Origin of the sequence: Pedobacter kyungheensis (genome assembly GCF_000812965.1) — a bacterium.
Lineage (GTDB): Bacteria > Bacteroidota > Bacteroidia > Sphingobacteriales > Sphingobacteriaceae > Pedobacter > Pedobacter kyungheensis.
Genome location: NZ_JSYN01000020.1, coordinates 91,430 through 107,822 on the forward strand (window position 1 = coordinate 91,430; position 16,393 = coordinate 107,822).

General features: G+C 42.8%; 11 protein-coding genes. 1 reads left to right on the plus strand and 10 read right to left on the minus strand.

The window, feature by feature from the left end; all coding sequences use genetic code 11:
• Positions 1-64 precede the first annotated feature (64 nt).
• The 10 genes from OC25_RS17000 to OC25_RS17045 all read right to left on the minus strand — a co-directional run bounded on the left by OC25_RS17000 (position 65) and on the right by OC25_RS17045 (position 12,923).
• Positions 65-388, minus strand: a complete 324-nt coding sequence (locus tag OC25_RS17000; protein ID WP_039478462.1) for a DUF6660 family protein — start codon at positions 386-388, stop codon at positions 65-67.
• A 127-nt stretch (positions 389-515) separates the two neighbouring features.
• Positions 516-809 (minus strand): hypothetical protein, encoded by a 294-nt coding sequence (locus tag OC25_RS17005; protein ID WP_039478464.1) that lies wholly within the window; start codon positions 807-809, stop codon positions 516-518.
• Between the two features lie 309 nt (positions 810-1,118).
• The gene (locus OC25_RS17010) at positions 1,119-2,225 is read right to left on the minus strand and encodes a glycoside hydrolase family 88/105 protein (protein ID WP_039478465.1); all 1,107 of its coding nucleotides are present in this window, start codon (positions 2,223-2,225) and stop codon (positions 1,119-1,121) included.
• A 28-nt stretch (positions 2,226-2,253) separates the two neighbouring features.
• The gene (gene uxuA / locus OC25_RS17015) at positions 2,254-3,429 is read right to left on the minus strand and encodes a mannonate dehydratase (RefSeq protein ID WP_039478468.1); all 1,176 of its coding nucleotides are present in this window, start codon (positions 3,427-3,429) and stop codon (positions 2,254-2,256) included.
• 205 nt (positions 3,430-3,634) lie between these two features.
• Positions 3,635-4,021, minus strand: a complete 387-nt coding sequence (locus OC25_RS17020) for a hypothetical protein (protein WP_156131509.1) — start codon at positions 4,019-4,021, stop codon at positions 3,635-3,637.
• An 8-nt stretch (positions 4,022-4,029) separates the two neighbouring features.
• Positions 4,030-4,830 (minus strand): sialate O-acetylesterase, encoded by an 801-nt coding sequence (locus OC25_RS17025; RefSeq protein ID WP_039478472.1) that lies wholly within the window; start codon positions 4,828-4,830, stop codon positions 4,030-4,032.
• Between the two features lie 8 nt (positions 4,831-4,838).
• A complete protein-coding gene (locus OC25_RS17030) occupies positions 4,839-6,209 on the minus strand; it encodes a sulfatase family protein (protein WP_039478475.1) in 1,371 nt (456 codons plus the stop codon).
• Between the two features lie 21 nt (positions 6,210-6,230).
• Positions 6,231-7,901 carry a RagB/SusD family nutrient uptake outer membrane protein gene (locus OC25_RS17035; protein ID WP_039478647.1) on the minus strand — a complete coding sequence of 557 codons (1,671 nt, stop codon included), beginning with the start codon at positions 7,899-7,901 and terminating at the stop codon, positions 6,231-6,233.
• Between the two features lie 10 nt (positions 7,902-7,911).
• A complete protein-coding gene (locus OC25_RS17040; protein WP_082018631.1) occupies positions 7,912-10,974 on the minus strand; it encodes a SusC/RagA family TonB-linked outer membrane protein in 3,063 nt (1,020 codons plus the stop codon).
• A gap of 374 nt (positions 10,975-11,348) precedes the next feature.
• On the minus strand, positions 11,349-12,923 hold the full coding sequence (locus OC25_RS17045) for a family 43 glycosylhydrolase (protein ID WP_052266272.1): 1,575 nt from the start codon (positions 12,921-12,923) through the stop codon (positions 11,349-11,351).
• 286 nt (positions 12,924-13,209) lie between these two features.
• On the opposite strand from OC25_RS17045, the gene OC25_RS17050 reads away from it, so the two are divergent.
• Positions 13,210-16,392: a ligand-binding sensor domain-containing protein gene (locus OC25_RS17050; protein ID WP_039478476.1), complete on the plus strand. Its 3,183-nt coding sequence runs from the start codon at positions 13,210-13,212 to the stop codon at positions 16,390-16,392.
• Position 16,393: the final 1 nt, after the last annotated feature.

Consider the following 16,393-nt stretch of genomic DNA (forward strand, 5'->3'; position numbering starts at 1 on the left):
TAACGATGCATATCCAATCACGCCAATCAGATTGACGTAACAATGGGCATCGAAAAAAGCTGAATTAACCTAATTTAGGCGGTTGCCAAACAGATAAGGGTAAGGAAGTTACCTGCGCAGGTCTGAGAATCTGGTAATCGGAAGTGCTTTGTGGCAACAATACTGCAATTGAAACTGGTTTAGCTACTTCGCTCATTACGTTGCAGCAGGAACACATGCAAAAAGGTGAGCAAAGATCGTTAACCTCGGCTTTAGCAGTATGTGTTACTTCCTGGCCTGTTGAAATATTAACCTGGTTCTGTTTATTGCCCATAGCAAATACATCCCTGCATGGCATGCAGCTCAGTATAATGATAAATAGGCCTAAAAACAGACTGGTGTATTTCATTTTATTTTTTCAAAAGTAGCTATTTTTTTCAAAAAACAAATTTCAGGCCGGCAACATTCAACGGGTACACGTTAATTAAATGTCATTTATTAAAAACTTAAAAGCGGATTTTACCTCGCTTAAAAAGCTACTTAACAAATTGAATATCAAAAGATTCAAACACCTTACCTTGTCTAAAAAGTGCTAAAAAGGGTGCATTTACGTAACGGTAGAGCATATCAATCACCTTCGGATTCAGGCTCCGTTCATCCATGGGTAAAAGGCCAAACAATCTCATCAGTGTAGCTGTGCTGAGATAATCGTTCTGTGCACTAAATATTGCTATGGAAAGTAAGTTGCAAAAGTTCCGGTCGATGGTTGTTGGCTTAATTTTTTGAAGTAAAGCCATTTTTAAATCTTCCAGTTTTGTTGAGTCGTTCATTATTCATTAAAATAATCCGACCGAAATTAAGTTTCAACCTTGCTCGCTGCAAACAGATATTGACAAATGACAAGGTGAAAATTAAAATAAATGTTTTTTTCGAAGAAATATTATGGATGAAACTTTCCGGATGCTGAACTAAACCAATGAAATTCGTTTAAAAGTCACAGATTGTATCTAATCTGTTAATCTGTGGCTTAAAGATAACCCGGAACGAATGCCCCGGGATTATCAGATTGTGCAAAACCGGCCGGATGAGGCGGCCGGTGTAAAACCAAATACAGCACAATGAAGACCTTTTAAGCTGATTTATTTTTCCATAAGTGCCAAAACACACCACAGGTATGGCGATTGGCCGTGAGAATCGCCTACATTGCGTGGGCGATCATAATAATACTGCCGGTCATTCTTTTTATTGGTACCCACGCAAACTTCGCGTACATCGCCTTTTTCGTTAATATAAGGCACCATAGCCAGCCAGGCTTTCCGTGCAACAGGAGCATATTCTTTTTGATCGAGCCAGCCCTGTTTTACGCCCGAAATTAAGGCATAGGTAAACATGGCTGTTCCGGATGTTTCGGGCCAGCAATCTGGTGCATCAATCAACTGGTTCCACATACCTGTAGGGCTTTGAAAATCTTTAAGGCTTTTCATCATGGTTTTATAGCCTTCCAGTATACGCGGACGCTCTTTACTGTCTTTTGGTAACAGGCGCAAAATTTCGGTCATCCCTGCGGCCATCCAGCCATTGCCGCGACCCCAGTAAAAAGGAACATCGGGTGCATGATAAAAAAGGCCATTGGGGCGTTGCAGCTCATCCAGGTAGTGCACCATTTCTTTAGCAGCGCGATCGATGTATTTACGGTCGCCGGTAGCTTTATAGGCTTGTGCCTGTACAATGGTAATCATGTACATATCGTCAATCCACAGGCGGGTTTGCCAGGTAAAGCCTTTATCGGCCCAGGCTTTCTGCTGGGCATTGGCATTTTCGGGGAGCTGCCATTGCGTATCAGCATAGGGCAAGCCCAGTTCCAGATATTTCTTGTCTTTGGTAGCCAGATAGAATTCCAGAGGCAGGCTTCCAAACATGTTCAGATCTACATGGTTCATAATCGGCAGCAATTGTTTCTCATCGGCAGTTAGCTTATCAAAACGTGCTTCCAACAAGGAAAACAGCTTTTTATCTTTGGTTTTCTCAGCGTACTTCAGGGCACCCGTCCAGTTGAAAGTTTCGGGATAGCTGATCCACTTGCCAGCATGTAGCATGTGCTTTCTATCCACAAAGCGGTAAGCCAATCGCTTACCTACTTCTTTAGGGCCAAAACCTTCGGGAAAGTCTTTTAGCAAATTGCCCTGCGCAAATAAATACTGGCAGGAAATGAACAATACGAGTAAAGTTGAGAGTTTTTTAGTCATACAGGTTTATAATTTGGTTAATGTTGATTTAATAGTTGCCGGTTACGCCAAGCTCCAGTCCGCGCAGTTCGGCCAAACCTCTTAAACGGCCAATGGCCGAGTAACCGGGATTGGTTTGTTTGGCCAAATCATCCAGCATCTGGTGCCCATGGTCGGGCCTGAACGGGATTTGCTGTTTGCGCAAAGCATTTTCTTCCGATAAAGCTTTCATGATTTCATACATGTTTACATCGCCTCCCAAATGATCTGCTTCGTAAAAGCTGCCATCCTCATCTTTGGTTACATTGCGCAAATGCGCGAAATAAACCCGCTCTTTAACAGCATTAAATATTTCGAGGGCATTATTATCCACCCCCGCGCCTAAGGATCCGGTGCAGAAACAAACGCCATTAAAAGGCTGGTTTACACTTTGCAGGATATAATTAAAATCATCGAGGCTGCTGGCAATTCTTGGCAAGCCTAAAATCGGGTAAGGGGGATCGTCAGGGTGAATGGTCATTTTGATCCCCTCACTTTCGCATACTTCAGCAATGGCTGACAGAAAGTACACCAGATTTTGGCGCAGGCCATTAAAGCCAATTTTTTCATATTCATTAATGCTGCTGCGAAGTGCCTCTAATTCAATTTCTTTTTCGTTCGGGATACCCATCAAAACATTAACCCGCAGCTCATCTAACTGCTGCTGATTTAAAGTCGCAAATTTGGTTTTTGCCCTTTCCAAAACAGATTGAGGATAATCGCTTTCTGCCCCGCTTCTTTTCAAGACATATAAATCAAAAACAGCCAGATCAATCCAATTGAAATACAAGGCCTTAGAGCCGTCAGTCATTTCTAAATCGAGTTGCGTGCGGGTCCAGTCTAAAACCGGCATAAAGTTGTAGCAAACAATTTTGATCCCGCAGGCTGCCAGATTTTTGAGTGATATTTTATAGTTTTCGATATACCGGTCGGAATCTGCCCTTCGGGTTTTAATGGCCTCGTGTACGGGTACACTTTCTACTACTGCCCAGGTTAAGCCAGCAGCCTCTATAATTGCCTTGCGCTCCAGAATATCTTCAACAGGCCATATTTCGCCGTGAGGAATGTGGTGTAAGGCCGTTACAATTCCGGTTGCCCCGGCTTGTTTAACGTCTTGTAAGGAAACCGGATCGTTTGGACCATACCAACGCCAGGTTTGTGCTAGTTTTTTATATTTTGAGTTCATTGTTATTGGTAAGGTTTATTTTAAGTTCCCTATGGTAAATAATCAGTTCTCTATTCCGCTATGCTACATCCGATAGCCATCTGAAAATTGGATACGTAAAGAAGTCAAGTTTTATAGTACACTGGTTATTAAACTCGACTTCTTGTTTTTTAGCTTATGCTGTTTGATCGAGATGACGATTACTTTTAATTTGATGGCGAGGCCATTAACCAAAAAACTTCTCCTTCAGAAAAATATAGTCGGAAACTACATTTACCATGGTTTGGTAGTAAACATTTTTGTTGAGGCCTGCGCCACTGAAACTCACCACATGTCCGATACCTCCATCAATTTCGGCAAAAACCATGTTGAAATCGGGCGAATACAGCCAGGTATGAGTTGCCGGATCGGGTAAACTGATGTGGCAGGCTACATGACAAACCCTGGGGCTGGTATGTTCAAACTTTAAGCGGTAGGTTACGGGCAGTTCAACAATGCCATAACCCAAAAGGTCAATCAATACGTTTACCTTATTGATCTCTTGTTCCGTTGCCCGCTTACTGCGCAACCTTAAAGGATTTGTTGTTTCATTCTTATACATCAAATTCATCATGCTTTCCCCTATTTCTGTTTTTGTAATGCGATCATTTTTTCCGCAAAGCGATTGCCCTGTAAAATGGCCGATTGGGTATCGAAGTGGGTATGATCGCCTTTATCGGTTAACCCTGCTGCGCTTACCACGGCTGTATGGGCTACTAAACCGGGCAGTTTGGCCAATTGTTGGTTAATATTTGCGTATTTCGGATTAAAGTGGCCCAACTCTCCGGCAACAAAAGGCAAAGCCTCATTTCCGGTTAATTTCCTTAATCGTTGTATCAGTGCAATGAGCTTGGGCAGGTAAATCCGGGCGCTGTCTGCCTGGCTATCCGCCTCGCCCTGGTGCCAGATAATTCCTTTTACTGTTCCTGCTTTCATGGCTTCAATAATTCTTTTTTCGGCGTCGTTGTAGGGGTATTTTTTGGTAGCCTTATCGTAGCCATCGGGCACCCAGGCATTGATAGAGGTACCGCCAACAGCTGTTGGAACCAATCCAATGCGCTTTGTTTTGGCGTGCTGCTGCATGGCCAACCCAAAAGATAAACCCGGACCAACTCCGGTAATACCTGGTTTATCAAAATGTACCGGATTTTTGGCAGCTGCCCATTCCATATTTTTTGTAAACATCAATACGTTTTTATTTTGCACCAAACTATCTTCGGCGCGTAATGCCGCTCTGCCAGCCATATTGGATTGCCCCATTAAAATGTAGACATCTAAACTTTGATTGCTTTGTAATTTTTCCTTACGGGCACCACAACTGCCCAATAACGCAAGAACGTTAAACAATAAAATCACCCGTTTTATACGTACTCCTTTTAGCATCTTTCCTGTTATTTATGGTTAAAAGGTACATCAACCGCTGCGCCTTCATCGCCCTGTGCTTTCATCCATTTTTCGAGTTCTGTTTTAAAAGCTGATATCGTCTTTTGGTAGCCATCGTTACCGGCCAGGTTATGCAGTTCGTAGGGGTCTTTCAGTACATCGTAAAACTCAATGGCAGGTCTGTTGGTTACTCTTTTCACCAAAACGTTTGCTGCCTGATCGCTATTTGCCTTTTCTTTCCACGATTGCCACACGCCCAAATCGCCGGGTGTATTGTACCATTTTATACCGTAGGTTTTCTCTGGCGATAAATTCAAAATCAGCTTATATTGATTGCTGCGAATGCTCCTGCTGGGATAAGCAGGTCCTTCGGGTATATTGTTGTACATGCCATAGGCATAGTTTCTGGCCAGTTTCGAAGTACCTTTCAATACCGGCAAAAAGCTTTGGCCATCTAAGGCAGCAATGGGTTTTCCTCCGGCGATATCGATGAGGGTTGGTGTAATGTCTTCGTATTGCACAATGGCAGCTGTTATTGTTTTTGCTTTAATTACACCCGGCCAGCGTACAATCATCGAACTTTTTTGTCCGTAATCCCAGCAGGTCCATTTGCCACCGGCAAACTGTGGCCCCTGTTCGCCCAGAAAAATAAAAATGGTATTTTCTTCCTGCTTATTCTTTTTAATGAGCTGCATTAAATCACCCACCTGATTATCCAGACGCCTTACTTCGGCCAGGTATTTCCTGAACTGTGCGCGGGTTTCTTTGGTATCGACCAGATTGGGTGGCAAAATCAGTTTTTCAGCATCAAATTCCGTCGGGTCGCCCTGATCCCAGGGCATGTGCGGATTGATACTCATTACAAAAAGGCAAAAAGGTTTATCGCCCGCGGTCATGTATTTTTCAATCCCAGCCAGATCATATTCATCATTACTGGAAACACAATTGGGTTGGAAACCTTTAATAATATCGAAAGGGAAAGAACTGGCAGGTTTGGTGCTGTGATCTTTGCCGGTTAGACCCACCTTATACCCTAAATCGGCTAAATAATGGCCAATGCTTTTTATATTGGGGTAAACAGGTTTATGGTTCTGGTACGAACCATGCCTGATGGGATACAAACCCGTAAAAAGCGATGCCCGCGTAGGCACACAGGTGGCATGTGAAGCGTAAATATTGTTAAACTGTAAGCCTTCGCCCGCCAACTGATCGATATTACTGGTTTTCAGATTCTTACCACCATAGCAGCTCAGCTGCCGGCTGTCCAAATCATCGGCCATGATAATAACCACATTGGGTTGTTTGCCAGGTTGCTGCCCATAACTGAGTACGGGCAGCAAACATAAGCTAAGCAAGTATGCAATTACAGTTGTTTTCATTTGCTATTTTTTACCTTACGCTTAATAACCTGGGTTTTGTGCCAGTTTAGCACCGTTGTTACGTTCAATTTCTGAAGCCGGAATAGGCCACAGATTGTAAGTAGTTAAAACATCATTGTAATAAGGATTGCATTTTTTTACCCGGTCGTACACCAAACCTAAACGCATCAGGGTAATTCTTCTTTTCTCTTCCGAACCCAGTTCGCGCATGCGTTCGTCTAAAATATAATCGATATTAACGTTTGCCGGCAATACTGCCGAAGCATTCGACCTGCCCCTTACAGCATTTATATCAGCGGCGGCTTTATCCAACTGGCTTAAACCTAAATAGGCTTCTGCCCTGAGCAAATAGGTTTCTGCCAGCCTGAACATGTACTGATCAGCGTAGGTTCCACCAGCACTGGCTTTAAGCAAAAGCTGCGACTTATCCTGGAACATGCCATCGGGGTGATCGCCCGGTGTAGTAACCTTCGACTGGAAAGCATAAAAATCTCTGCGTGGTACGGTAATGCCAGCCGGTGGATTGATGGTAGATATGGTTTGGCCAAAACGCGGGTGTGCCGGATTGGTTACTTTAAATTCGCGTACAAAATTGAATGGCGCATTTCTGAGGTCGTTATTAAAATCGCTCTGCCAGATTACATCCGAAAAATATTTGGTTGGAATGGCCCAGCCAATGCCCCTGCCACCAGTATAATCGCTAATGGGGTATAAAAATGGCTGAACACTGCTCCCCGCAAGTCGGAAATTGAGAAATTGAGGTGCAAAATGTCTTTCCATCTGGTAAGAACCGCCGATACCTGTAGAAACGGTACCACCACCTGGTACATCCGTTTCGAACTGGATTACCCAAAGGCCTTCTTTATTGGTGCCGTTTTTTCTGTTCTGATTGCCTTTTTGAAATAAATCCCAATATACATTTTTGGTTGCATCTGAAGCTTTAACCCCAAATCTGGTTGTCATTAGGCCCACATTTGGATTACTGATTACCGTAGTAGCTGCATCAACAGCATTTTGGAACTGCCCTGCAGCCAGGTAAACTTCAGATAAAAGGTGAGCCGCCGCCAGGTTATTGATTTCACCATCCTGTACCTGATTTATTGCTGGCAGATTTGCCGCGGCAAATTTCAAATCGCTGATGGATTGAGCCAATACCTCTGCTTTAGGCGCCCGCACGTAGTCGGTTTTTGCGCCTACAGCCTCAGTAATATTTAAAGGTACACCACCATATAAATAGGCCAGCGTACGGTAGGCCATACCCCTGAAAAACTTCGCCCTGGCTTCCATTAATGTTTTTTCGGCACCGGTTAACGATGAGGCAGGAAGCCTGTCGATAATGGTATTCGATTCGGCTACGATTTTATACAAAGAAGTCCAGTGAATTAGCGGAATTTCGGTACTCAAAGGCGAATAGGCCGCCACCATATTGGTATGTCTGGTGGTAGCGGGTTGGCCGTCAAAAACCAGATCGCAGCCAAATACATAATCGAATGGTCTTTGCTCGCCGCTGCTGTAAAATTCGAGCCTTATCCGGCTATACAGGTTGTTCACCGCCGCATCGAAATCTTTAGCGGTAATGTAAGCATTATCGGTTGTTAAAAAATCAAGAGGTTCTTCATCCAGAAAATCTTTTTTACAGGCAGAAAACAGAATGGTAAATGCAGCTATTATGGTTAGGGTTATCTTTTTCATCGCTTTTGGTTTAAAATGTAACATTAAGGCCTACCGCATATCCTTTAAATACGGGTCTTCCATCATTGGTTAATCCCTGATTGGTTTCCGGATCCCAGCCTTCCCAGTTGGTCCAGGTAGCCAGGTTACGGCCGCTTACAAATACATTTAAGTTTTGCAATTTTAGGCGTTCAATCAGTTTTCCGGTAAATTTGTAAGAGAGCGATACGTCTTGTAAGCGCACAAAACTGCGGTTTTGAAAAAGTGGCGGATTTAATGTTGCCGACACGATAGAACGGGGATATTTGCCATTGGGGTTATCTGGCGACCAGTAATCGATACCACTCAGGTAGTTATTTCTGATGGCATTATCATCTCTGATAATTCTTGGCGTATTACCCGCCAGATAAGAATTTTTACCACCCTGAATGGAGTTTAAAAAGATGCTTAAGGTAAAGTTCTTGTACTGGAAATTATTGAGCAAACTCAAGCGGTAAGCCGGAGCCGATGAGCCTAAAACGGCTCTGTCGCTGGCATTAATTACGCCATCACCGTTCTGATCTACAATACGGTAGGTACCCGGCGAATAACCTGTCGGGATTTGCTCGCCTACCTGCCAGATGCCGTTAACCTGATAATCGTAAATTACAGCCGTAGGCTGACCAATAAACAAACCACTTTGCGGCAAATCATCTTCTACACCATCGCCATTTAAATCGCCCAGAAGTTTAACAATCTTATTGGCATTGCGGGCAAAATTGAGGCTGGTATTCCATTGAAAACCGCCGCTATTGATGTTTTTTGAGTTTAAAGAAAACTCTACACCCTGATTATTTAATTGCCCAATGTTGGTTAACACATTGTTAAAGCCGGTGATTACCGGAATATTAACCGAGTAAAGCAGATCGGTTGTTTTGGTGTTGTAATACTCTACAGTACCCGATAACCTGTTTTTAAGGAGTGTAAATTCTAAACCAATATTGGCACCGGTGGTACGCTCCCATCTTAAATCGGGATTAGCCATACCGTTTACCTGCTGGCCAAACTGGGTAGAACCACCATCGCCAAAAACATAAGCCGCACTTACCCCAACATTAGCCAGTGATGAATACCGTGAGGTTTGATTTCCGGCCACACCATAACCTACCCTTAATTTCAGGTTATCAACCCAGTTTACTTTAAAAAACGATTCTTTAGAGATATCCCATCCTACAGATACGGAAGGGAAAATACCGTATTTATTATTTTCTGCAAAGCCCGAAAAACCATCCCTTCTAATGGTACCGGTAAACAGGTATTTGCTTTCGTAATTGTAGTTTAAGCGGAACATCTGGTAATTTAAAGACTCTTTCCAGGCGTTTGAGATGGCAAACCTGTTGGTTCCCTGCTGTAAATTATCATAACCCAGTGTTAAACGCGAAAAGCCGGTTGAATAAGCCCTGGTATAACTGTTTTCGCGCTCAATAGCACCGTACAACAATGTTCCGGTAAAACTGTGTTTGCCAATGGTTTTGTTATAGGTTAAGAGGTTATCGAAGGTATAATCGTAATAAGTGGTGGTTTCTTTTGATGCCTGCCCGGTTAGATTGGCATCGTACATATTCGAAATGTTTTTAAAATCAAGCCTGTAATTATTACCGAAGCTGATTTTGTAGCTCAGGCCTTTAATGGGCAGCTGTACATTGCCATACACATTTGCGAAGAAATAATTGTGGCGATCGTAATCGTCGGCCTGGTAGCTTAACAAAGGGTTAGTTAAATTGGTACCGAAAGGATTAATTTTCAGGTTTCCGCTGTTATCCCAGGGCAAAATTAATGGCGACATCAAGTTGATATCGGTAAAATTGGGTTCTACGCCATCTTCGTTTACAAAGGTTCCGAAAGATTGTAAACCAATGGTTAACCAGTTGGTAGCTTTGGTTTCGATATTGGCCCTGATGCTTTTTCGCTTGAAATTATCGTTTTCAATAAAACCCGAATTGCGGGTTAAACTTCCCGACAACAGGTAATTGATTTTATCGGTTCCGCCCGATACACTCAACTGGTTATCAACAATCGAACCTCTCTTAGTCGCTTCATCATACCAGCTAAAATCATTCGGTAACAGGTTTCCCTGTGCATCTTTCATCGATGGGTCTACCTTGCTAATCAGATCGAATGCCGGATTAGGTTGAGTAAAATCCGGAGCCAGGAAAGCCTGATCGTAGTATAAATATTTAATGTGATCTAAATATTCATCGCGCGCCATGGGCCTGAGATCGATATTGGGTTTTTGAGTAGCATATTGGGTTGAAAAAGAAATCCGCGTGCGGCCAACAGCACCTTTTCTGCTGGTAATTAGTAGCACTCCATTTGCGGCTTGTGCACCGTAAACTGCTGTGGCACTTGCATCTTTAAGTACATCTATAGAGGCTATATCATCGGGGTTAATCGAAGTTAGCGAACCGTTGTACTGCACTCCATCTAAAATGATCAGCACATTCTGGTTACCGCCCAAAGTGTTCTGTCCCCTGATGCTGATGCCCGGCGTTGCACCTGCGCGGTTAACCTGCCCCACATTTAGTCCTGGTACCGTTCCTTGTAAAAGGTTAGCTACGTTGGTGGTTGGTGCATTTCTAAAATCGTCTAAATTTGCCCGCACGACCGATCCGGTTACATCGGCTTTCTTTTGCGTACCATAACCAACTACCACCACTTCTTCCAGATTGGCCTGGGCCGATTTTAATATGATATTGATGTTTTTCAGGCTACCAACCTGTTTTTCCTGCACATCATAACCTACATAATTAAAGGTAAGGATGGTTTGCTCGTTCGGAACAGTTATTTTATAAACACCATTCTCATCGGTTACGGCAATGGTTTGGCTGTCTTTTACCTTAACTGTAACGCCAGGGATGGGCGATTTTGTTTTTTCATCAGTTACTTTACCGGTTATGATAATATCGGCCAGATTATAGCTGGCAACCAAAAGCTTTTTATTTGCCAATCTATCTGCCGCCGTGTTTTCGGCATTTGCATTTAAGAAAGCAGCAGATACGGCGACTTGTAAAAAGGTGAGCGCTATAATTTTTTTTTGTAAAACACTATATTTCATATTTGGTTAAGTTTTGTTTTTGGTTGTTTGGAGCTTTAAATAACTTTTGTTGACACTCCAATAAAAGAACCGTCATTTCGACTGTAGCCAACCGGCCTTTCACCGGTGGCGGAACGCCCGCCTGCATCGGGCAGGAAGAAATCTATTGAGACAGATTTCTCGACTGCGTTGCACTCCGCTCGAAATGACGATATTGGATAATTTACTTCCCATTCATTTTTTTAATCTGGTATGCGGGCGTGGATATTTGGTTTCTTCATTTCAAAGTAAGAGAATGTACCCTGAAAAATTTGTTCATTCTTTTGTCGTTTTATATCAATTGTGCTGTAAAAGCAAAAAGAGCAGCCACCATGGCTGCTCTTACTTAAAGTACCTTACTCACCTACCGGAATTGGAATGTTGATTCCGGTGGCAACTGCAGTTCCAAAGTTTGGCGATCCATCTGCATTCCAGCTCAGTTTTTGCATCCGCGGCGTTCTTGCTCCATTTGTGGTATTGGCTACGCTACGGGCATGGTATATAAACCAGTTTTCTTTATGCAGTACCCCATTAGGATCGGTATAACTGCTGGTAAAGAAACCGTTGTGGCCAGGACCATAAACCCCGTTGGCATCACTTTTAACAAAAACCTGTTTTTTATTAATCCAGTCGGCAGCCACCAGCGGGTTACCACCTGCTTTAAGCTGAATTTGTCCTAAGCAATAATTATCGCTGCTGTAGCGGCTGGCCGAGTAAATGATAAATACCGGGCTGCTGGCATCTTTTTGTAACATAATCGGACCTTCGTTAACCCCTGCACCTAAATTCCCACTGGGTTCATATTTTTCCCAGTTATTGGTTGGCGATGATATTTTTACACGGTCGCCGCTGATGGTCCATGGATCTGACATTGGCGCAATGTATAGGTATTGCTTAAATTTGGTGGCTACGTTTTCCCAGCCCGACCAAATGAAATAATTTGCCGAGCCAGTGGTTAACACCGAACCATCAATAGCCCATTGATCGCTCGGATCGCTGATTTTCCCTTTAAACGTCCAGGTACCCGTCATGGGGTCGGCATTGGGATTTTCGAGCACAAACATGCGGTGACTCACATCTCCACCATCATTGGCTGCAAAATATAAATACCATTTTCCCGAAAGGAAGTGCAGTTCGGGCGCCCAGATGTTGGAAGAATAAGCCGTTCCGGCAGGCGGTGTCCATACAACCGATTCAACCGCTGTTGAGAGTAAAGACATGGATTTGGTTTTCCGCAAGCCTATTTTATTCCCCCTGGTGTACATAAAATAATAATAGCCATCTTTCTCCGCCACGTAAGGATCTGGTCTGCTGGCATCAATCAGCGGGTTCTGAAAATTGGTATCATGGAAATTAAACTGATCCTGAGTACCCGTTACCGTTGTTTTTTGCCTTATTTTGGCGCCAGGTGTACTGCTCTCAGGGTCTACTGTCATTTTCATTCCGGTAGCTTTATTGGTAACCGTGTACACATTGTTGCTGCCCGTGTAATTAATAGCCCATTGTTGTGCATCACTACCATCGTCGGTGCCTTGCTGCAAAATATCGCCCGATGTTGCCGATGGCGATTTGAGGCATTTATTACTCGTTACGTTGACCAATTTGTAGTAAGTGGCATCAATTTTTACCAGTTTCCATTTCTGTCCATTGTTGGGGAACCACCACCATTGTTGTATAGCAGCATTTTCGGCTGTAGAATTACCGGTAACTTCAACTACCGGCCCGTTTGATAAGGATGATACACCCCTTATCCTGTAAATAGCCCCATCAATTAAAGTGCCCAATACAGGTGCAGCAGCAATAACATTTTGTACCTGAAGCTTTTCAGTTTGGGGTCCTTCTTCAGTAATACCAGTTGATGGCCCTTTTTGACAAGAACCCGCTAAAATTACCAGCGCAGCGGCCAGTTTAGCTAACATTTTGTTTCTCATAAAAAAATACTAAAACTGCAATGGCATAGTTTAGCCGGTAGAAGATTTTGCAGTAAGGTTTATAATTTGGTTAATTGCAAAATCAAAGTAAAACATTGAGGGCCGTAAAATTTGTTCATCTTTTTGTCGATATGTCTCAAATCGAGTGTTTTACAAAAACTCAAAACAGAACAACAAACTGATAATCAACAAATAACAACAAACACCAAACCCACACTTGTAATAGGTTTAGCGTAATGCCGATTCAACACTTCAATTTATCTCTATATTTGATATTGGCTTAACTATGCGGTTTCTTTTATCTTTCTGGTTATTGGTTTCGTTTTTTGCAGTTTCTACCTGCGAAGGACAATCCTATTACTTTAAACAGTATCAGGCAGATGATGGTCTGGCCCACAATTCGGTAAATACCATTTTACAGGATAAAAAAGGCATGATTTGGGTGGGTACCCGTGGCGGATTGAACCGTTTTGATGGTTATACTTTTAAAACCTTTAAAAACGAAAAAAGTAAATTTGGTAATGTAGGCAACAACATTATTGTATGCCTGGCCGAAGATAAAAAGAACATGTTGTGGATTGGTACCGGCCGCGGTATTTTTAAATACGATCCGCGCAAGGAAGTATTTACGCCGCTTGAGCCCACCCTGCAAAAATACATCAACTACATTCTGGTAGACAGGCAAAACAATCTCTTCTTTTTAGCCAACAGAGAACTTCATAAATATACCCAGCACGATAACCGGGTGGTAAACCTGCAAATTAATGCAGCCTGTATTGCGCTCGATGACCGTGGTAATATTGTAATTGGCAATGACGATGGGCAACTGGTTACCTACAACCCTCAAAATGGAGCTAAAACCACGGTAAGTATCATCGACCAGCGTGTGCCTGCAAACCGGCGCTCGATTAGTAAAGTCTTTCCAATTGCCAATAACCGGATATTGGTGGGCTGCTTTAAACAGGGCTTAAAAAGTTACGACTCACATACCGGGGCAATTAAATCGCTGATACTTAAAAGCAGCGACAATACCGATATTTATGTACGTGATATCACTGCAGGCGAAAAACAGGAATACTGGATCGCGACCGAATCGGGCATTTACATTTATAATTTAGCCACCAACACCAGCCAGAACTTACGCAAGCGTGCCGGCGATCCTTACTCTATGCCCGATAATGCGGTTTATACGGTTTGCCGCGATAATGAGGGAGGCATGTGGGCTGGTACTTATTTTGGAGGCCTGAGTTACTTTTCGAAGAACAATGCCCGCTTTGAGAAATATTATCCACTGGTAGGCACCAATTCTATTTCAGGCAATGCTGTGCGCGAAATTTGTCCTGATAACAAAGGAAATTTATGGATTGGTACTGAAGATGCCAGTGTAAATAAGTTTAACCCCAAAACCGGAATCTTTACCAATTACGCCGCCAATGGCAAAGCAGGTAATTTATCTTACCCTAATATCCATGGCTTGCTTGCCCTGGGCAACCAGCTGTTTGTTGGCCCGTTTTTGCACGGAATGGAAATTATTGATATTAACAAAGGCACGGTTAGGGAACGTTTTAAAACCATTGGTGAAGAAAATGAGGAAACAAGTGACTTTGTACTTTCAATTTACCTGGCCAAAGACAGTACCATTTACGTAGGTACCGGCTACAACATGGGCTCAGGCCTGTTTATTTTTAATCCAAAAAACAAAACTTTTAAACGGGTTAAACAAATTCCGGTGAACTCTTATGTTTACGATATCTGGGAAGATCGTTTTGGCAATATCTGGACGGGTAGCGTATCACGTGGTGCATTTTGGTACCATCCTAAAACCGGCAAACAGGGCAACATTACCTTCGGCGATAAAATTAAAAACAGTACGGTACGCGAATTTCCGGTATGTGGCATTATGGAAGACAGCAATAAGGCCATGTGGTTTACTACTGAGGGCGGAGGTTTAATCAGGTTAAGTCCGGATAGGAAAAAGCTTAAAAAATTTACTACAGAAACCGGTTTGCCCACAAACATTCTTTTCCGCGCGCTCGAAGATGGCTCTAAGCACCTGTGGATAAGCTCGCTAAAAGGTTTAATCTGTTTTGACCTGCGCACAGAAAAATTTAAGGTTTATACCCAGTCAAACGGCTTAATTACCGATCAGTTTAATTTCAGTTCTGCCTATAAAGATCCAACCGGACGCATGTATTTTGGCTCCGTACGGGGGATGATTTCGTTTAACCCCAAAGATTTTGAGCAGAAAGATACGGCCCCTCCCACTTTCATTACCGGTTTCGAGATCAACAACAAAGAGGTGCTTCCGAATGATAAAAACAGTCCGCTTAGCAAATCGATTTCTTTTACCGATACCATTGTGCTCGCACACGACCAGAATAATTTCAGTATTGAGTTTGCTGCTCTTAACTATTCCTCGCCCGAAGTTACGCGATACGAATATGTAATGAAAGGTGTAGATCTGGCGACCACCTACCTGAACAACAACCGGAAAGCCTATTTTACCGATTTATCGCCCGGCAATTATACCTTTTTAGTATGTGCAAAAAGCAATGTAGAAAGCTGGACAGGTAAAGAGCGACGTCTTTTTATCAAAATCAGGCCACCTTTCTGGAAAAGCATTACGGCTTATATTTGCTATCTGGTGCTGATTGCAACGGCACTTTTTCTGGCGATCCGTTACTATCACCGATATATCGAACGCAAAAACCTGAACAAATTACAACTGTTCGAACACGAAAAGGAAAAAGAAATTTATCAGGCTAAGATTGAATTTTTCACCAATATAGCCCACGAAATCCAAACACCTTTAACACTAATTTTGGGTCCTGTTGAGATGATGATGGACCAGGCCAAAGAACAACCTTTTAGAAGCAGTTTATTAATGGTTGAAAAAAATGCCAACCGTTTGGCTAAGCTAACCAATCAGCTGCTCGATTTCCGTAAAACAGAAATGCACCAGTTTGGTTTAAACTTTGTTAACACCAATATCAACAGCCTGTTAAAAGAGCAAATTGAAATTTTTAAACAGGAAGCGCAGAAAAGCAATATTACACTCGATTTGGAGCTGCCTAAAAATCCGCTAATTGCCTTTGCAGACCGGGAAGCTTTGGTAAAGATTTGCAACAACCTCATTTCGAACGCCATTAAATATGGTACCAGCAAGGTAAATGTACGTTTAAGCACCTCAACCGAAACAGAAGGGCACTTTACCATTACCTTTAGCAACGATGGCCGGGGCATTCCGGCACAATACCATGCGCAGATTTTCGAGCCATTTTTCAGACTGTATGGTAAGGATAAACCGGGAACGGGAATTGGCCTTTCGCTAGCTAAATCGCTAACCGAATTGCATAATGGCTCGTTAAAATTAGCAGAAAGTGAAGTTAACCAGGTAATTTTCGAGTTAACTTTACCCATCCACCAAAAATTTGAATTTAAGCTGAGTAGCTGGAAAAAGATAAAATAGA

Coding starts and splice junctions, on each gene's coding strand:
- OC25_RS17010 (WP_039478465.1), bottom strand. CDS start 2,225: ATGACTAAAAAACTCTCAACTTTACTCGTATTGTTCATTTCCTGCCAG.
- OC25_RS17050 (WP_039478476.1), top strand. CDS start 13,210: ATGCGGTTTCTTTTATCTTTCTGGTTATTGGTTTCGTTTTTTGCAGTT.
- OC25_RS17045 (WP_052266272.1), bottom strand. CDS start 12,923: ATGAGAAACAAAATGTTAGCTAAACTGGCCGCTGCGCTGGTAATTTTA.
- OC25_RS17025 (WP_039478472.1), bottom strand. CDS start 4,830: ATGCTAAAAGGAGTACGTATAAAACGGGTGATTTTATTGTTTAACGTT.
- OC25_RS17020 (WP_156131509.1), bottom strand. CDS start 4,021: ATGATGAATTTGATGTATAAGAATGAAACAACAAATCCTTTAAGGTTG.
- OC25_RS17030 (WP_039478475.1), bottom strand. CDS start 6,209: ATGAAAACAACTGTAATTGCATACTTGCTTAGCTTATGTTTGCTGCCC.
- OC25_RS17040 (WP_082018631.1), bottom strand. CDS start 10,974: ATGAAATATAGTGTTTTACAAAAAAAAATTATAGCGCTCACCTTTTTA.
- uxuA (WP_039478468.1), bottom strand. CDS start 3,429: ATGAACTCAAAATATAAAAAACTAGCACAAACCTGGCGTTGGTATGGT.
- OC25_RS17005 (WP_039478464.1), bottom strand. CDS start 809: ATGAACGACTCAACAAAACTGGAAGATTTAAAAATGGCTTTACTTCAA.
- OC25_RS17035 (WP_039478647.1), bottom strand. CDS start 7,901: ATGAAAAAGATAACCCTAACCATAATAGCTGCATTTACCATTCTGTTT.
- OC25_RS17000 (WP_039478462.1), bottom strand. CDS start 388: ATGAAATACACCAGTCTGTTTTTAGGCCTATTTATCATTATACTGAGC.